We start from the raw sequence: 19,171 nt of genomic DNA, 5'->3' as shown, positions 1-19,171 counted from the left end.
TTACCTCGGAATAGTGCTGTCGAGTTTCAAAGAGGGAGTTCCTTCAAGGTTGTCTCCTTTCAATTTGAATGACATCTGGAGTTCTTTCACCGCTTTGCGTGTGGATTCCGAATCGTGAATTGGCCGGTCAATCAGTCGTGGCGTAATCAGGAAAAGCCTTGCAACAGTTTGTGTACGCTTTTCCGTGGAAGTGAACGCCTTTCCGATATACGGTATGTCTCCGAGCAGGGGGACTTTGTAGTCATTAACTTCAGTGGATTCTCTGTTATATCCGCCAATTAGGATGGCCTTTTCCCGTTGAATTACAGCTTGGGTGCTTAGTGATGTGTTCTGCACCCTGGGCATGTTGATTCCTTGCGTATTTTCGGTAAGGCTGCCGTCTTGAATTTCAATGCGCAGGAAAATCCGCTCTTCCTGTTCATCGATGACTACTCGGGGAGTGACCTGTAACAGGCTACCTGCTGTAATTGGAATAACGTCGGCAACGCGTTCGCCAGAAACCTGGATATAAAGTGTTTGGCTAAGGTCGATGTAAGCGGACACATTGTCTTGGGTCACAATTGTTGGGCGCGCAAGTACTTTTGCGTTTTCATCGGCAGAGAGTGCTTTTAACCTGGCCATAAAACGCATTGGGTCAACGATGGAAGTGGCGCCGGCTGCGATCAAACTTGGCCGGCCAACGCCGCTGCCGGGAAAGTCGTAGGCAAACCGATCCGACAGCAAACCAAATTCCAGACCCAATTCATTGAGTCCTTTTTGATCGACCTCGACCATCATTGCTTCAACCTCGATCATCGCCACCTGACGGTCCAGTTGATCAATCAGATTCTTGTAGTAGTCGTGCTTACTCTTTGCGTCACGAATCAAGATTGAGTTGGTACGCGGGTCCGCTGTGACGCTAACAAACTCTGCTTTCTCAGGGTCGTCATCGGCTTTCTTTTTCACCCCGCTACTGGGTGAGACAGGCAAAGCACCAATTCTTTCCCCCATCATCAAACCTTCGCCAGGACTAAGGCTGTAGGGGGAGCGTTCAACGTTCATGCCCGGTTTTTTTGCTTCTGGAGAGTTTGCCATTTGCTGATTTGGAAGCCCCAGCAAGTTCAACAGCACCGAGAGTGCACCCGGCGTGGTAACCATGGTTCCACGCAAGTTGGTTTGCCTGTCTTCGACGGATGCGTGCTTGAGCGGAAAAACCATCAGTTGCGTTCCGTGCTTTGCGATCTCGGATGGATCGGGCCGGTCCTGCTCAAAGGAGTCTTCTATTAATGACAGGTAGCTGGCGGGGCCGGAAACAATGAGTTCTTTGCTGTCCATATGAAATACAAACGGGAACTCTTTGTAGTAAAGGCCTGCTGAAGTAAGCAGTTCTTTCCAGTCGTCGTTGGAGCGATCGCCACCCACATAAATGCGCTTTGTTCGCCAGTTTCCTGATCTGTAGGTATACACATTCAGGCCGTTCTGAAACCAATTGATTTGATAGGCACTTTCAAAATAGGCCATCACGTCATCAACTGTTTTAACTTCAAATCGACCACTGACTGGCGAGCTTGGAATACTGTCTGCAACCAAACGCTTTCCAAACATCGACAACATTTTTTCAATAACCCGTTTGGCACTCTCGTCTTGCGCAAGATAGACTTTTGTTTCGACTTTGTCTGTTGTGGCTGCGCGTGATGCAAGCGGGGCGAGGACTAAAGCAAGAATGAGTAATTTAAGAAATACTTTCACTGTTGACCTCAAGATTTTTTATCACAGGTACCAATGCAGGTTCGAGACGTTCAATCTCTTCTTTGTACATCGCGATCAGATTATTCAAAGACACATTGATTTCGGCTCCGTTTGCAGTGCTTATTTTCAGTTCAAATGGTTGTAGTTCTTCATCGGCTTTTACATTCCACTTTCTAAGGTTCATTTGTTCAGCGAGGACTTCGGCAAGTACCTTTTTAACCAAATCTACCTGGTCTGGATTGGCTTGAAGATTCAGTTCCCGTGCGCTGTGAGAACGGATGACCAGCGCTTCGGCAAGTGTTTTGATTTTGAGAAAATCGGATGCAGTTGAAATGAACTGCTCAAGAACAACCACGCAAACTTCTGTGCAAATTGACGAGGAATTATCGAGCAGATTATTTTCTTTCCGGGCAGTGATCTCTTTGAGGGACACCAGGTCTTCGCGCACTGAGTTTGCAGCAAGCTGCCGGGATTGTTCCTTGATTCGTTCAGCTTCGTCATTTGCATCACGCAAAATGATTTGGGCTTGCCTGTGCGCCTGATTCAGTAAATCGTGATAGGTGCTTACGTGATTTAACAGGGCCGCGTTAACGACACCGCCTGATATTTGAAGGCCTTCAGGAAAATGCACCCGCTTGATGAGGTTAAGCATGATCTTCCTTGTGTAGAAAATCGATTTCCTCAAATGAATTGTCGGATGTGTCGTCTGGGTCGAAGTGAAGTTCCACGACTTCGTGGTGCGAATAGACTTCGCTGTGCAAGGCGCAGAAGGCGGCTTCACTCCAGTGGTCAATCACGTCCCACAGCTCTTGTGGAATGGGCTCAAGATCATTGCTCCAGTCGATGATCTCTTTGGCTTGTGTAAGTTGCCAGCGCTGATAGATTTTCGGAAAGTAGCTTCGGAGGTAAACCGCAAACCCCAGTCGTATTCTGTCGTGAAGAAACAGTTGTTTCTTCAAGGTGTTGGCCATATGGCGCGCCGCCGATTCCTGCCATTGGATCAAGGCCTCGGGCAGATCGTTTTTCAATACAATGATTTCGCGGATTACTTCGGGCGAGTTCACGCCAAAACTACTTTCCCAGTCTTGTGGACGTGCGTGAAGAATACTTGCGTCCAGGCTGAACAAGGCGAATCGTTGAAGATGTTCTTCAAGTACGTTGTTTGTCGCGATGGCAATGCTGCGTAACTCTGGACGCAGGATCAGGCGATCATCGGGTAGTTCTGGCATATTCAATGTACTTCGCAATTGAAGCAAGTTGAAATAATCGATGTTGTCGAGCTGCTCTTTTGTCAGGGGCAGTGAGACGCGATGTTCTTCGTGAATTGCGATGAGCGGGTTCGACCACCATGCCCACCAGCGACTCGAAAATGTGAGTTCACCAGTCATTTGAAGATCCTGAGTTTTAGTTTGCGCAATACTTCGGGCCACTCATTTTCGTCTTTGGCCTGGAGCCACACTATCCCCAGTGAGAGTACCCAGAGCGCCACGATCATATAAACGATGCTGAGAAAGTAAATGCGGTCTTCTTCACTTAGCGCCAGCGGGCCATACCAAAGAAGCGGTAAGCAGGCATCGCCACGCGGTTCTGAAGGAATGGCGGCCACGGAGATACTTGTATTGACTTCGCCTGTTATTCCGGGAATGCTTTTGAATATCAGTTCCCTGACGCGTGGAACGTAAGCTGGAAAGGACGATCCGTTCTCGTATTTAACGAACACAGCAGCCGACGAGGGGGAGAGTACTTCACCTGGGTTGGCACGTTCCGGCAGAACAATGTGTACTCGGGCAGATAAAACGCCATCCATGCTCATCAAGGTTTCTTCGAGCTCCTGGGACAGTGCATACAGGTATCTGGCACGCTCCTCCAGTGGTGAGCTAATCATGCTTTCTTTCTTGAAGACCTCACCCATCGATGTTTTTTTCGCTCGGGGTAGTCCTTGCGACTGAAGAATTCGGAGTGCGTCAGAGGACATTTGCTTGGGTACCGAGATGATGACTCCCTCTTTGCCCGATGACTTTTCTACGGGAATGCCGGCCTCTAGAAGACTGGAGTAAATTTCATTGCCTTCTTCTTGCGACAATCCACTGAAAAGCTGACTGTTGCCGGAACAGGCTTGCAAGGCACCGATAAGAAAGAGGTAGCCGATTGAGCGGATGATGAGTTTGAGCGCGGTTTTCAAAATTTAGCGCCTTTTGGTAATGGAATTCATTTCTTCGGAAATGTTCTCGCCCCGGTTGCTGATTCTGCTCATGCTTACAAAATAGGCTGTGGCGGTAAATTTCTGGTAAACAACGGATTGCGTAAATTCGGAGTTCAATGCGAGCGAACCCTTCAGCTCAAAAGTGCTTTGATTGACCTCTTTTTCAAGTTCCTTGATGGCGAGTTCCGCTTCGTTGACACTTGCGGCAGTCTCTTCGATTAGCGTGCCCTGGCTGCGCTTGGTATCTTCTACGGATCGTTTGGAGAGACTTTGAGTTCCACTGCTTAATGCACCATTGATGCTTTTCAGGAGTGTTTGAAACTGATTGATGTTGTCTTGGGGGGCCTGAATTTGACCTGCTTGGCCAAGTGCGATGGCTGATGTTGCTGCGGCGGAATTAATCATTGAAGGTGCTCCTGATGAACTCGTGTTGTCTGAGTTGACGGATTGGGCTAAAAGTTCGCGTGCATGGTCACAACCAACAACGTTCTTTTGCGTCGTCTTCAAACTTCGCATCGTATTGGGATCGATTTTTTTCGGCTTTGTCTACCCCGTAGAACTGGAGTCGAAGTTCTACGCGTCGACTTGCATCTTTGGAGTCGCGCACGTGGTTGAATGCAACACCGCCGGCGAGAAAGAGTTTTTTGACTTGCTGCCTTTGGTCATTGTTTAAACGCACTGCGGTGCTTTGGTCGTTTCGCAGCAATGTGCACATCACCCATTCTGAGCGTTTCAGGCTTAGGTTCAGGTTGTAAAGGTAGGAGCCATCGGTGTCTGTAAAGCCTTCAATCAGCACCTGTTTTAACCATTTTTGTCCTGTTGGCGTGTTCGCTGTGCTCAGAATTGCAGGTACAACTTGATTGAGTGCCTGTTCACCTTCTGCGCTCAATCTGAATTGGTCCGACTGAAATCGACCGACTTCTCCGAAATTGATTCGATTCAGTTTGCAATCGACTTCAACGGATGTATTTGTTTTTGCGACTTCCTCGGATAAGTGTTGACAGATATTTGAAATTTCTTGAAGTCGAACTTTAGTCATGTCCACTTGCTCTTTGATCTCTGGAGTTTCTTTGACTGTTTGCTCCGCTTTTTTTGTGATCGAGGCCAGCGCAGTCACCATGATCACCAGAAAGAGAATCATTAGGGCGGTCATTAAATCGGCGTAAGAAATCCAGAAAGGTTTTTCAGCTTCTTCAGCGTTTCTTGATGGCTGTTGATATTGCCCGAAGCTCATACGGCCTCCTGGCTGTTTTCTATTTGACCGTCTTGCTGTCTTGCCCGAATGACCTTTCTTGCAAGATCCTGGGGATTGCTTTTGATGTGGCTTAGTCGGTTGTCCATTTTTTTGCCCATGTCTTCAATTGGACTTTTGACTTGACGGATCAGTGCGGTTTCTATTTGACTGGCCAGTCGTCGATTGGACTCGGTAAGCGCTTGTTCAAGCGCACCGCCCATGCTGGCGACTTGTTGTGACTGAATAGATTCCAATTGCTTGATCACAGGAACCATGGCTTGAATCAGTTCGTCTTTCAGGCTTTTTGCTTGATCACTTGAGTTTGCTGAGTGATGGACAAGTGTGGCCAAATATTCTTCTCCAACGCCGGCTTCAAAGAGGCTGCTGATTGCATCGACGAGATCATCGAGCGAGCTCAGGCATCGGCGGTAAAGCATCTTTTCCCAGTGGGTGATGATCATTGCGATTGTGATGGCCGCTGCTGATGCATAGAAAGCGTCGCGTACGCCGCCCAGTAAAAGAGAGACGCTTTGTGCCATCAGTTCGGGATTGGACGCGTCAAAATTGGATAGTCCAAATAGCAAACCTGAAAATGTTCCGATAATTCCGATGCCTGTCAGAATGCCTGGCAGGTGCTTGAAGTAATCAACTGCAAGCGGACGATCGACAACCGATGAGACGGAGAAGTAGTAAGAAACGGGGACTGTCAGGCGTGATTTTTTGTTTTTTGTAATTCCGTTGATGAGACCTGTTTGTGTGTGCAGTGTTTTAGAGAAGTCTCGCCAAATGGGTTCGAGTTGTGTGTTTTGAAAAACTCGACCTACGCCGGTTTTTCTGATCATTTCGTCACCGTCGCTCATCGAGCGAATCGTGGTGCTGATTTTTTGCAGTGTCAGGCAAAGTGCTTTGGATACTTTGACGTAGCGCGTGTAGAAAAAGAAACAGGCAGATACCAGTAAGACCATGACGGCGGCAGGAGGCACAAGTTGTAATAAATTAAAGTTTGAGTTTTCCAATTCTTATGCTCCTGCAGCGGAAGGTGTAGCCGGGTGGTACACGTCAAAACAGAAAAAAGATACCTGCCCATCTAGGTTTCCGCCCAAGGGGCAAAGTTCCATTTGTTGCGGAGCTAGCAGTTATTGTGGTTGTTGTCAGGGGACGAGTGTTCGCAGTTGTCGTAGTAGTGGGAAGGCGGAACGAATGTATCGTTGTTTAACCCATTGAATGGGCTGGTGTTGGCAACGGCAGAGGCAGGCGATTTGTACACTACGCCTCCGGCGATCATTAATGCGAGGCCAAGCGCGATTATTAATGGGCCTGTGGGTGCAGCAGGTGTAAAACATATCCCTGCTCCCAAGGCGGCTATGGCAAGCCCTGTGGTGGCCATGACCATGGCGGTTTTTTGACCGAGTGCCTGTGCTTTGGGGTCTGTCGTGTTTTCTATTGGCTGGATACTTGGCCGTTGACTGTTTGATTGAACCTGATTTGAGCCTATTGAAGCTGGCATGATGAATGTCCTGATTGTCTTTTTGCGTGGTTAATCTCCAAGGAAAGTTCAACTTATTTAAGTGGTGTAAAAACGCAAAAAGGCACCCCGAAGTGTGCCTTTTCACTTTGCGCGGGGGTCGGAGCCCCACGCAATACTACAAAAGCTTAAATGGGCAGGCTGTCTGTGGGCAGCGCGCTGGTTAGTGCATCCAGCGGGCTTGCGCCAGAGGAGATTGGCAGGCTGGACGGGTCGAGCAACGAAGTTACATCGTCCAGCGGTGTGCCTGTCGATGGGAAGCTTGGCAAGCTGCCACCTGCATCACCACCTGCTGCCAGGTCGGTCAATACGCTTGGATCGAGCAGCGAAGTCACCATGTCCAACGGGGTGCCGGTTTCGGGAATGCCGCCACCACCACCGCCAGCCAAGGCGTCAGTTACTGGGCCGAGTACCGCGTCCAAAGGTGTTCCAGTGGGGCCGTCAGAACCACCACCACCACCGCCAGCCAAGGCGTCAGTTACTGGGCCGAGTACTGCGTCCAAAGGTGTTCCAGTGGGGCCGTCTGAGCCACCACCACCGTCGCCGCCTGGCAGGGGCAAGCCGCCTGACAATGCGCCGATCAACGGGTCTGTTACTGGGGTCAGTGCGTCGAAAGCCTGGTTCAGGCCATCGGCCAAGGGTTGGGAAACCATGGGCAGGGCATCAGTTGCTGTGGACAAGCCATCAAACAGGGGGGCCGCCGCGTCAAAACCTTGGGTTAGACCGTCGTTCAAGGGGGACAGAATTGGGTCGAGTTGACCAACCACTTGCGACAAACCGTCGGCCAGTTGGGGAGTCACCATGCTCAAGCCACCACCCAGTTGCTCTGCAACCACGCGCAGGTTCACTGGCAGTGTGTCTGCGGCAGCAGTCACCAATCCATCTTCGTTGCCGGCAATCACGTCTACCAACGGTGACAGCGCTGTTTCAACCGCTTCAGTCACAGGGGTAAGGTTTTGGTCCAGTGAATCAGTTACGGGCTCAAGACCGGTGAGTGCGCCGCTCAAGGTGTTGTTGACTGGGGTCAGCGCGGGTTCGAGTGCGTCAGTGATTGGCGCTGTTTCATCCAGCACGGGGTCGAGTGCTTCGGTAACCGGTTCAAGGGCACCTACAGGCGCATCAACAACGGTTGTCACTGGTGCAAGGGCATCCAGAGTTTCTTCAAGCGCTGGAGAAGCCGGGCCAGCTGCGTCTGTTACAGGCTCTAGGGTACCAGCGGTTGCCTCGCCAGATCCGCCACCTGTGGAGCCGCCACCTGCACCGCCGTCGCTGTCATCACTGCCCAGCACGAATGCGGCACCTGCTGCTGCGGCCAATGGGCCAGCCAAACCGCCGGCAGCCAAACCTGCACCAAACAAGCCAAACATGCCGCCTGCGCCGGTGACTGCAACTGTTTCGCCTTCAGTCAGCAATTCGAATTCGCCCTCTGCGACTTCAAATTCTGCACCAGCCTCACCTTCTTTCAATGTGGCTACTGCATTGGATTGCAAAATACCTTCGGTGGCTGTTTGACCATCTGCACCGGGAAACTCGATGTAAGCCGAGCCTTCTGCACTGGTGGTAACGGTGTCGCCAGCAGAAATAATGTCGCCTTCTTTGAGAAGGACTTGTTCTCCGTCGGGACGGGTTACAGAAACCTCTCCCAACACGCTTTTGATAACTCCAGTGATATTAGCCACAGTGCATTCTCCGACAATGGTGTGTTCATTTAAAAGTTCGGCAAAAGTTTCGCCTTGTGAGAGTTTTACTGGCGTCAATCAGGAAATGGATGCGAATATTGCTTAATAATTAACAATGTTTTACATTATGTGTAAGTTTTATACTTACAAGTTCTGATTTGCCGCATGTAAAGAACGCCTCGGGGGAAGCCGATCGAACCTAATTTTTTTAGTTCAGTCGGGTAGTGTACCTCTTTTGGGGGGTGTCTGAGGACACCCAAAATTGGTTCTCACCAGGCCAATTGCCGAATGGCCAACTCTTTCATGATTTCCTCGGCACCACCGCCAATGCACATTACCTTGACTTCCCGGTAAATTCGCTCGGTAGAGCTGCCCCGCATGAAACCCATGCCCCCCAAAATTTGTACGGCCTCGTTGGCGCAATGCTGCAGGGTTTGTGTGGCCTGGTTTTTCAGCAAACAAATGTCTGCGACCAGTTCTTCGTTGATGTCGCCCCGGTCGATGCGCGAAATGGTTTCGTCAAACCAGGCTTCGGTGGCGCGAATCTTCATGCGCATGTCGGCCAGTTTGTGAGCAATCACCTGGTGGTCCATCAGGCGTTTGCCGAATGTTTGGCGATTTTGGGCCCAATCCAGCGCTTCGTTCAGGCACACCTTGGAGAACCCGATGCAAGCACCTGCCAACATGAGGCGTTCGGTGTTGAAGTTTTCCATGATGATGCGAAAACCTTTGCCCTCTTTGCCCACCAAATAGCTTGCGGGTACTTCCACATTGTCGAAATAGATACTGGCGGTGTCGCTCATCCACCAGCCGGTTTTCTTCAACAGACTGCGGGTGAGGCCTTTGGCATTGCCGGGCACCATCAGCACTGAAATACCGCGTGCACCAGGTTCACCGGTGCGCACTGCCACGGTGAGCCAGTCTGCACGCACGCCACTGGTGATGAATACTTTTTCACCGTTGATGCGGTAGTGGGGTGAGCCGTCTTTTTGAAACAGCTCGGCTTTGGTTTTCAGATTGGCCACATCGGACCCACCCGAGGGTTCGGTAATGGCCAAGGCACTGATGGCTTCGCCTTTCAATACAGCAGGCGCGATCATTTGTACCAGTTCTTCACTGCCATGGTTCAACAATGGAGGCAAACCGATGTTGTGACTGAACAGACCTGCCAGCAAGCCGCCACTGCCGGCGGAACACACCAGGTTGGACAGCTTCAGGCGATCCGCCAGTGTGCACTCGAACCCTCCCACTTCTTCCGGGTAGCCCAAACCAAGCAAGCCAAGTTCACCGGCTTGTCGGTAAAGTTCGCGCGGAAACTCACCCGCCTCATCCCAATCGTTGATATTGGGTTTGATTTGTTCATTCACAAATCGCTCGACGGAGCGGAAAAAATCGTCCATGGAGGGTGTCCTTATTGGGTAGGCTTGAGTTGAACCATGATCTGTTTCAATTTCATTTGATCGCCCACATTCACGTGTACCGCCTCGACCACCGCTGCTGATTTCGCTGTAATGCGGTGCTCCATTTTCATGGCTTCCAGACACACCAACACTGTGCCAGCTTCAACCTGTTGGCCGGGCTGAACCAGTACTTGTGTAATTTTGCCGTTCATGGGGCTGGTGATACTGGGCTGGAATACACCTTCACCCAGTGCGGAGGCGCTGAGCAGGGTTTCATCCTCGACCAATACGGCTTGCGGGTTCAGCCAGCTTTTGACCCAAACGCCCTGATTGCTTGAAAGCAAGGTGCAACGTTTGATTTGCAATTGCGCAATGTGGATTGTTTCGTCGCCGAGTCCATTGATGGTGTAGGCGTTGCTGCCTTGGGTCACCTGAAGCAACAGCGTTTTACCCTTGACCTTGAGCTTCAAGGGACGCACCAGCGCGCGTGTGCTGGAGAAGTTGTTCAATGGCTTTGGCCAAGCACGTGAGTCGCCGTGTTGCTCGAACGCAAGATAGGCAGCGGCCACTGCAATTTCATGCTGAAACACTTGGGGTGCAAGCAAGGCATCGGCGTGCGTGGCCAGAAAACCTGTGCCAAATTCGCCACCCTGAAACACTGGGTGGCTGGCAATGCGTTGCAGGTAAAGCGCGTTGTGCTCGAAGCCGACGAGCACGGTCCGGTTCAATGCATCAGCCAGTTTTTCACAGGCGGCCAAGCGATTGTCGGCATGCACGATGACCTTGGCCAGCAGGCTGTCGTACCAAGGGCTGACTTCGCCACCGGTTTGCAAGGCGTGATCGCAGCGGCTGTTGGGGTCGGGCTGCCAGGCCAGGACTGGTCCGGTTTGCGGCATGAAGTCGCGTGCTGGGTCTTCTGCGCACAAGCGGCCTTGAATGGCATGGCCTGTGAACGTGATTTGCTCTTGTTGCAGGCTAAGTTGTTCGCCCGATGCAATGCGTAATTGCCACTGCACCAAATCAATTCCCGTGATTGCTTCGGTGACGCCGTGCTCAACCTGCAGACGTGTGTTCATTTCAATGAAGTAAAAGTTGCCTTGGGTGTCGAGCAAAAATTCAACCGTGCCTGCGCCCACATAGCCGGTGGCATGCACCAGTTTCAATGCCGCTTCACCCATGCGTGCGCGAAGTTCAGGGCTCACTGCGGGGCTGGGTGCTTCTTCGACAATTTTTTGGTGGCGGCGCTGCACTGAGCAATCGCGCTCGCCCAAATGCACGGCGTGACCATGAGTATCGGCCAACACCTGAATTTCAATGTGGCGCGGGTTGATGATGGCTTTTTCAAGCATGACCCGGTCGTCGTTGAAAGCGTTTTTCGCTTCAAGCTGTGCGGAGTGCAGTTGCGATGCAAACTCGGATTCATTCAGTACCAGGCGCATGCCACGCCCACCACCGCCGGCGAGTGCTTTGATCATGACCGGGTAGCCAATGCGCTGGGCTGCAGCCATTAAATCGACAACGCTTGCGTTGGGTTCGCTGAAACCGGGTATGCAGGGCAGGCCCGCCTGTTGTGCAATTTCTTTGGCACAGGCTTTGTCAGCCATGTTGGCAATGGCTTGGGGTGTGGGGCCAACCAGGGTAATGCCAGCCTCGGCGCAGGCCTGTGCGAAAGCCGGGCTTTCCGACACAAAACCGTAACCAGGGTGTATGGCATCTGCCCCGGCTTTCAGGGCAGTTTCAATCAGCTTGTCGATTCGCAAATACGATTCAAGCGACGGTGCGGGGCCTATGCAGTAGGCCTCGTCCGCTTCTTGCACGTGCAGCGCTTGGGCATCGGCCTCGGAATACACCGCCACCGTTGCAATGCCCAAGGGTTGAGCGGCGCGCAAAATTCTGCGCGCAATTTCATTGCGGTTTGCAATCAGCAGTTTTTTGATTCTAGGCATTCTTTTTCTTGCCCGGCAAAATACCCATGAACTTGCAGATAATGCTCAACATCACTTCGTCTGCACCGCCGCCAATGGAAATCAGGCGACCGTCGCGATACAACTGCGATGCCGGGTTTTCCCAAGTGAAGCCCATGCCGCCCCAGAATTGCAGGCATTTGTCGGCCACTTCGCGCACCAAGCGGCCGCTTTTGAGTTTGCACATGCTGGCCAGTTCAGTGACTTCGCCACCTGCTACATATTCTTCAGTGGCTTGCCACACCAAAGCGCGCAGGGCTTCAATTTCGGTTTTCAATTCAGCCAGTGTGAAGTGCACCACTTGTTGGTCCAACACAGTGCTGCCAAACAGGTTGCGTTGGCGGGTGTAGTTGATGGTTTCATTCACCACATGCATCATGCCTTCAATGCTGTTGGCCGCACCCCAAAGGCGCTCTTCCTGAAACTGGATCATTTGGTACATGAAGCCCGCACCTTCCATGCCGATCAGGTTGCGTTGGGGTACGCGCACATTGTCGAAGTGGATCAGGCCGGTGTCGGAAGCCCACATACCAATTTTGTGAATCTTCTTTTCGATCGTAATGCCGGGTGTTTTCATCGGCACGATGATCAAGGATTTATTCTGGTGCGGTTTGCCGTCGCTGGTGTTGGCCAGCAAGCAAATCCAGTCGGCTTGCAAGCTGTTGGTGATCCGCATTTTGCTGCCATTGATGACGTAGTCGCTGCCGTCTTTTTTGGCGGTGGTTTTTACACCGGCAACATCGGACCCAGCGCCGGGTTCGGACACGCCAATACACGCCACCATGTCGCCCGCAACGGCAGGAGCCAGAAATTCACGGCGCAGTTCGTCGCTGCCGAACCGTGCCAAAGCGGGCGTGGCCATGTCGGTTTGAACGCCGATTGCCATGGGTATGCCGCCACAATGAATTTTTCCCAAAGCTTGCGCCGCCACCACGGAATAGCTGTAGTCCAAACCCATGCCGCCAAACTCTTCTGGTTTGGTCAGGCCAAGCAAGCCAAGATTACCCATCTTTTTGAACAGTTCGTGGGCGGGAAACATTTGTTCCTGTTCCCAGGTGGCCACGTGTGGATTGATCTCTTTTTCCACAAATCGTTCGATGGTGCGTTGTAGTTCTTTGTGTTCCTGGCTTAGTCTCACTGCACTTCCTCCTCGTTATTGGGTACTGATACGCATTAGGGGCGGGCCACGCCAAATTGCATGGGCTGCACACTGCGCTCTTGTTGCAGGCAGGTGATTAGCGCGAGCGCCAATACCTGCCGGGTGTCTCTGGGATCGATCACGCCGTCATCCAGCAGCAGGCCGCTGGTGTGAAATGCGCTGGTTTGCGACTCAAACGTGTCGATGATCTGTTTCTTCATGTTTTCAAGCATGAATTCGGGTACTTCAATGCCTTTGCGGGCTGCGCTGGCCTGCATCACAGTGGCCATGGTGCCCGCTGCCTGCTCGGCACCCATCACCGCTGTTTTGCTGTTGGGCCAGGCAAACACAAAGCGTGGGCCAAATGCGCGACCACACATGCCATAGTTGCCGGCACCAAAACTGGCGCCACACAGCAAGGTGATTTGCGGAACGGTGGCGTTGCTCACTGCCTGAATCATTTTTGAGCCGTGCTTGATGATGCCGCCCTGCTCGGCTTCCTTGCCCACCATGTAACCCGTGGTGTTTTGAAGGTAGATGATTGGCGTTTTGGTTTGGCAGCAGCTTTGAATGAAGTGTGTGGCTTTGGTGGCACCTGCGGTGTCGATTGGGCCCAGGTTGCTGATGATGCCGATTGAAACACCCAAGAGTTTGGCGTATCCGCACAGGGTGGCTGAACCGTAATTGGCTTTGAATTCCAGAAAATCGGAGTCGTCCACGATGCGTGCAATGACCTCACGCATGTCAACCGGGGTTTTGATGTCGGCAGGCATGACGCCCAGCAATTCTTCCGCGGGATAGCGTGGGGCAGGTGCATTGGAATTCAATGCGGGTAATACCTGCCGGTTGCTGTTGTTCCAGTCGATTTTGGCCATCACTTCGCGGGCGAGAGCAATGGCGTGGCGGTCGTCATCGGCGATGTAGTCACCAAGGCCTGAGATGGAACAGTGCATGTCGGCACCGCCCAATTCTTCATCGGTGGCAATTTCACCAGTGGCGGCCTTCAACAAAGGGGGGCCAGCGAGAAAGGCGCGGGCGCGTTCTCGCACCATAATCACCACGTCGCTTAAACCGGGAATGTAAGCACCACCTGCTGTGGATGAGCCGTGCAGCACGTTGATCACAGGCAAGCCCGCAGCACTCAATTTGGCCAAACGGTAGAAGTTGCCGCCGCCCAGAATAAAATGCTCGACCTTGTATTTCAGCAGGTTGGCCCCGGCGGATTCGCCCAAATTAATAAAAGGCAGTTTGTTTTCCAGCGCAATGTCTTGGGCCCTTTGCATTTTCTCAATGCCCATGGCTTGGAGCGCGCCTGCCTCAATGCCGGAATCGCTGGCCACGACCATGCACAGGGTATTGGCCACATAGCCCAAGCCGGCAATGATGCCGCCGCCTGGAATGCTTTTCTCGGCTTTTTGGCCGTCTTGCATATACCCAGCCAGTGTGCTGAGTTCCAGAAAAGGGGAGCCTGAATCGAGCAGCAATGCCACCCGGTCACGCGGCAGCAGTTGCCCCCGCTTGGCAAACGAGGGAGCCGCTTTGGCCGATGCGTCGCGGGTGCGTTGTTCCAATGCCCGAAGTTCATTCAGGGCCGTTTCCATGTTGGCTTTGTTGAGTTCAAACTCGGCCGAGTTTGTGGCAACGGCGGTCTCTAAAATTGGCATTGAATTCTGTGCTCTTGGTGTAATTAAAAAATCAAACGTTTGTTTGATTTTGAGGGTGAGGCTTGGGTGTGTCAAGCCTTATACATGAACTGCGGCTTATTTCTTTTGTTGGGCTGCGCGTGCCGCATCGCGACGTTGGATCACCTCGGGTACGCCACCCAGATGGAAGCTGTTGAATGCCGGGTTGGGTTTGCCAGTGCCAACTTGCCAGATACGGCGGGCGTTGGGGGCTGCGCCGTCAATTCGAATGCAGGAACCGGAAATGAAAGAGGCTGCCGGGCTGCACAAGAAGACCAGTGCGCCAGACACTTCCGCTTCAAGACCCAAGCGGTGTAGCGGAATGGTTTTGTCCAGTTGCATGATGGTTTGCTTCATGGGTTCGGGGTAAGTGTCCATGCCGCTGGAGGCAATGAAGCCCGGGGCAACAGCATTGACTCGCACGGGCGCCCATTCATTGGATGCGGTCTCGGAGAAGTTCAACATACCCGCGCGTGCGGCGCCGGAGTGGCCCATGCCTGGCATGCCGTTCCACATGTCGGCAATGATGTTGGTGATGGACATGTCTGTTTCGCCGAGGTGCAACATCATGTACTGGTTGAACACTTCGCGGGCCATGAGAAAACCGCCTGTGAGGTTATTGCGCACCACGGTTTCGAAGCCTTTGCCGCTGATCATGTTCAAGGGCGATGGAAATTGCCCGCCAGCGTTGTTGATCAGGTGGTTGATTTTGCCGTGAATTGCCAACACCTCCGTCACGGTTTCTTTCACGCGTTCTTCTTCGCGAATGTCGCAACTGTGCAGGGAAATTTTCACAGAACAGGTTTGCTCGATTTCCGCTTTCACGGTTTCCAGCTTTTCCATTTTTCGACCAACCAAGGCGAGGTCGGCACCCAAGCTGGCCAGCTCGTGTGCGGTGCAGCGACCAATGCCCGAGCCGCCACCTGTGACCAGCACCGTTTGTCCTGCAAAAAGGTTGGGGCGAAAAACGGATTGGAAGCTGTTCAAGAGGGTCACCTGTGAATTGTGCTTGTTAATTATTCAAACGATCGTTTGAATTTAAACATGCTTTTTGAATGTGTGCTTGATTACAAGCCAATTCACAGAAGTTTTTTTGTATTGCGATGTTTATCGGCTACCCGCATCCGCCAAACGAATGTTCTCAGTTTTACTAAACATTTGGTCTGCAAACGCAATGGTGGGGGCATTCAGTGCGCGTGAGCTGTCGTGTTCGGGGTCGCGGTTGGAAAAGTCTGTGCGAATCGATTTCACACGCTTGTACACCACGTCAAAGTACTCTGGCATGACTTTTTGAACATAAGCCAGGCCGACCAGGTCGGCCAGCGTTTCTTCAAAATGCACATTGTTCTTGAATTGAATGCCCAAATGGTCTTGAAGTGCTTTTTTTGTGGTGGCCCGTTTGCCTTTCTCGGACATCAAGCAATGGGTCAATTCATGCGCAGAGGTGAATGCGAGAAACGCGGGTTCTGCGCCTTCATGGCCTGAGTCAAGGAAGTGTGACCACACCCGCTTGGCGTCGGCATGTTGGTTCACATGAAGCACGCAGGCCTTGATACCGCTGTTGGTGAGAAACGGGGAGGGGTTGTTCATGGTGCTTTCGCGAACATGAATGCGATCGGTGTCAATGGCGTAGACCTGTGCAAACTGCTCGATTTCCACCTTCATGGCGGCCGTGTCGGGCAGGGTTGCCTGGGGCGTGAACAAGCTCACCAAGCCAAAAAATAAACCGTTCCACATGACATGCTCCAAAAATTCCGGTGATGTCTTGTGAACGGCAGGTATTGATTGCTTCAGTATTGCACCAATGCGTTGCCCTTAAAGGGGGTATTCAAAGGGGGTGGGGACGTGAAACGGCTGTGCTCGTGTCAAAATGCAAGCAGTCAACTATTCAACGCAGGGGTCGATTTTCATGAGCAACAGCAATCCAGTGGCGATCATTACAGGCGCAGCGGGCAATTTGGGACAGGCCGTTGCCACCCATTTGGGCAGTTTGGGTTACCGACTGCTGTTGATCGATTTGCACCAACCCGAGTGGGAAGGCGAAAGCGATGCGGTGTCGATTGGCAATGTGGATTTGACTCAGCCCGAGCATGCACAGGAAGTGGTGAATCAGGCTTGGGAGTACTTTGGCCAGATCGACGCAGTGGTGAATATTGCAGGTGGTTTTGTGTGGGAAAAACAGGCGGACAGCAGTCTGGAGTCCTGGAATACCCAGTACGCCATGAACGTTCAAACCACGGTCAATATGTGCCAAGCCATATTGCCGCAGTTTCAGGGGCAGCAAAGCGGTGCGATTATTAACATTGGCGCAGCTGCCGCAGGCAAGGCAGCCGAGGGCATGGGCGCGTATGCAGCGGCGAAGTCAAGTGTGCTTCGGTTGACCGAGGCGCTGGCCGCAGAGAACAAACATTTGGGTATTCGGGCCAATGCGGTGTTGCCCAGTGTTCTGGACACGCCCGCCAATCGCGAAGCCATGCCGGATTCCGACCCTGCAGACTGGGTTCGCCCTGAATCATTGGCGGGCGTAATTGCATTTTTGCTGTCAGACGCAGCCCGCGATATAAACGGCGCAGGTCTTCCGGTGACTGGCCGGGTGTAGTTGGGCTTTACTTTCGGCTGGCCAGGCCATTGAGGTAGTTGTCGATGGTGAATTCAGCTTGTTCCATCAAATCAAACAAATTCGGGCTGAGTACAAAATTGGCAAATAGCCCGTCAATCAAGGCATGTAAACCGATGGCGGCCTGACGGGCGTTGGTTTTTGTGGGCAATTCACCTTTGTCGATGGCGGCTTGAAAGTCTGTTTCAATGGTTTGAATACAACCTTGAATGGCTTCCAAATGCCTGTCTCGAATCGGCAACATGTCGTCGACCATTTCCGCTTTGTGCATCACGATGTCGAACACCCGTTGTGTACGTGGGTCTTCGGCCAGGGTGCGCACAACATGCATGGATCGCGTGCGCAGGTAAGCCAGCGGCTGCTGCTCAGGGTGCAGGTCAGGCGTGGCGATGAATTCATCCATTGGTAATATGACGCGCTGTAACATGGCATCGAACAGGTCGGCCTTGTTCTTGAAGTGCCAATAGATGGCCCCCCGCGTCAGGTCCGCAGCCTTGGCAATGTCGTTGAGCGTGGTCCTCGACACCCCTTTTTCCGAGAACACGGCCTCTGCTGTGTCCAGAATCAGGTTGCGGGTTTCCTGCGCTTCTTCCTTCGTTTTTCTCACCACAATCGTCTACGCCAAATTGAAAAATTTATTTACATACACTCATGTATGTATGTATTATCTGACTTCTCGGTCATTAAATCAACCCCGAAAAATTCCCACAAGGATAGTACAGGGCACACATCATGCACAGCAACTCATTGAATTCAAAGCAAACTCAAGCTTCCCCTTACAGCCGCGCATTTGCAGGAGCCACCCTTCTGCCTGCGCTGCTGGTGACTGTTCTGTCCAGCGCTTTGCTGCTGGGCTGCGGCCAGGGTGCCGATGCACAAGCACCCGGTGGTGCCGGCCAGGCCGCACCTGTACCCGTTGTCGAGGTGAAAACCGAAGCACTCGAACTGACCTATGAATACCCTGCGCAAATTGCAGGCCTGCGCGAGGTTGAAATTCGCGCCCGCGTGGCGGGTATTATCGAACGCCGTCTGTTCGAGGAAGGTGGTCGCGTGAAGAAAGGGCAATCTTTGTACAGCCTGGACAACGCCCCTTACCAAACTGCACTGGCCCGTGCTTTGGCCGATGAAAATGCAGCCAAGGTTCGCGCAGCTCAGGCCGAGCGCGATTACAAACGTGTTTTGCCTTTGGCAGACAGCAAGGCTGTTTCCCAATCGGAACTGGACAATGCGCAATCCGCATTTGAAGTGGCCAAGGCCGATTTGCTGGTGGCCAGTGCTGCCGTGCGCACTGCGCGTTTGAATCTGGAATATGCGCGGGTTGAATCGCCCGTGAATGGATTTGCCAGTCGCTCGCAGTATTCCGAGGGCAGTTTTGTATCGGGTCCCTCCGAGTTGTTGACCACGGTAACCCAGATTGATCAGGTGTATGTGAATTTTGGTATTCCTGAAAAAGACCATGAGCAATTGCGCAAAGGCATTGCCAGCGGTGAGATCAGCCTGAGCAACGGCGACCTGGTGGTGGAAGTGCTGGGTGCCGATGGCAAGCCCATGGGCTTTAAGGCGAAGCTGGGCTTTCAGGATGTGCGTGTGAACCCGGCCACTGGCACGGTAGATGCGCGTGCGGTGCTGGCCAACCAGAAAGAAGTGCTGAGTCCGGGGCAGTTTGTGCGCGTGCGTGTCAGCGGCGCTGTGCAAAAAGATGCCGTGTTGTTGCCCCAACGCGCCGTGCTTGAAAACCCGGCCGGCGGCAAGGTTGTGATGACTGTTAGCCCTGAAAACACAGTGGCTCCGCGTCCCGTGCAAGTTGCCCAGTGGAAGGGTGATCAATGGGTAATCACAGATGGCTTGGTTGCAGGCGACAAAGTGATCACCGACGGATTCATGAAAGCGCCCCCTGGTACGCCCGTAAAACCCGTGATTGCAGGCGCCGATGTGCAGCCTGCGCCTGCCGAGGCCGCTGCTGCTGCAGCGCCAGCAGCCACTGAGCAGAAGCAATAAGGG

General features: G+C 52.5%; 18 protein-coding genes. 2 read left to right on the top strand and 16 right to left on the bottom strand.

Features of this window, described 5'->3' with window-relative positions:
- The 15 genes from sctC to P0D43_RS02395 form a co-directional block, all read right to left on the bottom strand.
- On the bottom strand, nt 1-1,728 hold the full coding sequence (gene sctC, locus P0D43_RS02465; RefSeq protein ID WP_159569191.1) for a type III secretion system outer membrane ring subunit SctC: 1,728 nt from the start codon (nt 1,726-1,728) through the stop codon (nt 1-3).
- Nucleotides 1,712-2,413, bottom strand: coding sequence for an HrpE/YscL family type III secretion apparatus protein (locus P0D43_RS02460; RefSeq protein ID WP_394673139.1), 702 nt, complete (start codon nt 2,411-2,413; stop codon nt 1,712-1,714). Before P0D43_RS02460 ends, sctC begins: the two co-directional genes overlap by 17 nt.
- Nucleotides 2,373-3,116, bottom strand: coding sequence for a hypothetical protein (locus P0D43_RS02455; protein WP_394673138.1), 744 nt, complete (start codon nt 3,114-3,116; stop codon nt 2,373-2,375). The genes P0D43_RS02460 and P0D43_RS02455 overlap by 41 nt, the downstream gene beginning before the upstream one ends.
- Nucleotides 3,113-3,910 carry a type III secretion system inner membrane ring lipoprotein SctJ gene (gene sctJ / locus P0D43_RS02450; RefSeq protein ID WP_341237360.1) on the bottom strand — a complete coding sequence of 266 codons (798 nt, stop codon included), beginning with the start codon at nt 3,908-3,910 and terminating at the stop codon, nt 3,113-3,115. Before sctJ ends, P0D43_RS02455 begins: the two co-directional genes overlap by 4 nt.
- Before the next feature lie 3 nt (nt 3,911-3,913).
- Nucleotides 3,914-4,438 carry a hypothetical protein gene (locus P0D43_RS02445; RefSeq protein ID WP_341237361.1) on the bottom strand — a complete coding sequence of 175 codons (525 nt, stop codon included), beginning with the start codon at nt 4,436-4,438 and terminating at the stop codon, nt 3,914-3,916.
- Nucleotides 4,404-5,165 carry an OmpA family protein gene (locus P0D43_RS02440; protein WP_159569187.1) on the bottom strand — a complete coding sequence of 254 codons (762 nt, stop codon included), beginning with the start codon at nt 5,163-5,165 and terminating at the stop codon, nt 4,404-4,406. The genes P0D43_RS02445 and P0D43_RS02440 overlap by 35 nt, the downstream gene beginning before the upstream one ends.
- The gene (locus P0D43_RS02435; RefSeq protein ID WP_341237362.1) at nt 5,162-6,181 is read right to left on the bottom strand and encodes a hypothetical protein; all 1,020 of its coding nucleotides are present in this window, start codon (nt 6,179-6,181) and stop codon (nt 5,162-5,164) included. The genes P0D43_RS02440 and P0D43_RS02435 overlap by 4 nt, the downstream gene beginning before the upstream one ends.
- A gap of 113 nt (nt 6,182-6,294) precedes the next feature.
- Nucleotides 6,295-6,672, bottom strand: coding sequence for a hypothetical protein (locus P0D43_RS02430; protein WP_394673137.1), 378 nt, complete (start codon nt 6,670-6,672; stop codon nt 6,295-6,297).
- 146 nt (nt 6,673-6,818) lie between these two features.
- Nucleotides 6,819-8,369: a hypothetical protein gene (locus tag P0D43_RS02425; RefSeq protein WP_394673136.1), complete on the bottom strand. Its 1,551-nt coding sequence runs from the start codon at nt 8,367-8,369 to the stop codon at nt 6,819-6,821.
- Between the two features lie 269 nt (nt 8,370-8,638).
- Nucleotides 8,639-9,769 (bottom strand): acyl-CoA dehydrogenase family protein, encoded by a 1,131-nt coding sequence (locus P0D43_RS02420; protein WP_394673135.1) that lies wholly within the window; start codon nt 9,767-9,769, stop codon nt 8,639-8,641.
- Nucleotides 9,770-9,780: 11 nt separating this feature from the next.
- Nucleotides 9,781-11,715 carry an acetyl/propionyl/methylcrotonyl-CoA carboxylase subunit alpha gene (locus P0D43_RS02415; RefSeq protein WP_394673134.1) on the bottom strand — a complete coding sequence of 645 codons (1,935 nt, stop codon included), beginning with the start codon at nt 11,713-11,715 and terminating at the stop codon, nt 9,781-9,783.
- Nucleotides 11,708-12,871, bottom strand: coding sequence for an acyl-CoA dehydrogenase family protein (locus P0D43_RS02410; RefSeq protein WP_394673133.1), 1,164 nt, complete (start codon nt 12,869-12,871; stop codon nt 11,708-11,710). Before P0D43_RS02410 ends, P0D43_RS02415 begins: the two co-directional genes overlap by 8 nt.
- Nucleotides 12,872-12,906: 35 nt before the next feature.
- Nucleotides 12,907-14,535, bottom strand: a complete 1,629-nt coding sequence (locus tag P0D43_RS02405) for an acyl-CoA carboxylase subunit beta (protein ID WP_394673132.1) — start codon at nt 14,533-14,535, stop codon at nt 12,907-12,909.
- Nucleotides 14,536-14,631: 96 nt separating this feature from the next.
- Entirely contained in the window at nt 14,632-15,540 is a 909-nt protein-coding gene (locus P0D43_RS02400) for an SDR family oxidoreductase (protein WP_394673131.1), read from the bottom strand.
- Nucleotides 15,541-15,660: 120 nt separating this feature from the next.
- A complete protein-coding gene (locus tag P0D43_RS02395) occupies nt 15,661-16,290 on the bottom strand; it encodes a hypothetical protein (protein WP_159569179.1) in 630 nt (209 codons plus the stop codon).
- A 172-nt stretch (nt 16,291-16,462) separates the two neighbouring features.
- Here P0D43_RS02395 and P0D43_RS02390 point away from each other — a divergent pair, with 172 nt between their 5' ends.
- Entirely contained in the window at nt 16,463-17,152 is a 690-nt protein-coding gene (locus P0D43_RS02390) for an SDR family NAD(P)-dependent oxidoreductase (RefSeq protein ID WP_341237734.1), read from the top strand.
- A 7-nt stretch (nt 17,153-17,159) separates the two neighbouring features.
- On the opposite strand, the gene P0D43_RS02385 is transcribed toward P0D43_RS02390, so the two are convergent.
- A complete protein-coding gene (locus P0D43_RS02385) occupies nt 17,160-17,777 on the bottom strand; it encodes a TetR family transcriptional regulator (protein WP_159569177.1) in 618 nt (205 codons plus the stop codon).
- Between the two features lie 125 nt (nt 17,778-17,902).
- On the opposite strand from P0D43_RS02385, the gene P0D43_RS02380 reads away from it, so the two are divergent.
- Nucleotides 17,903-19,168: an efflux RND transporter periplasmic adaptor subunit gene (locus tag P0D43_RS02380; protein ID WP_341237735.1), complete on the top strand. Its 1,266-nt coding sequence runs from the start codon at nt 17,903-17,905 to the stop codon at nt 19,166-19,168.
- The last annotated feature ends 3 nt before the right edge of the window (nt 19,169-19,171 follow it).

The sequence above is a fragment of the Limnobacter sp. genome (assembly GCF_043511195.1).
Lineage (GTDB): Bacteria > Pseudomonadota > Gammaproteobacteria > Burkholderiales > Burkholderiaceae_B > Limnobacter.
The sequence above is the reverse complement of the archived record's forward strand: the minus strand, read 5'-3'. Positions and strand labels throughout refer to the sequence as shown.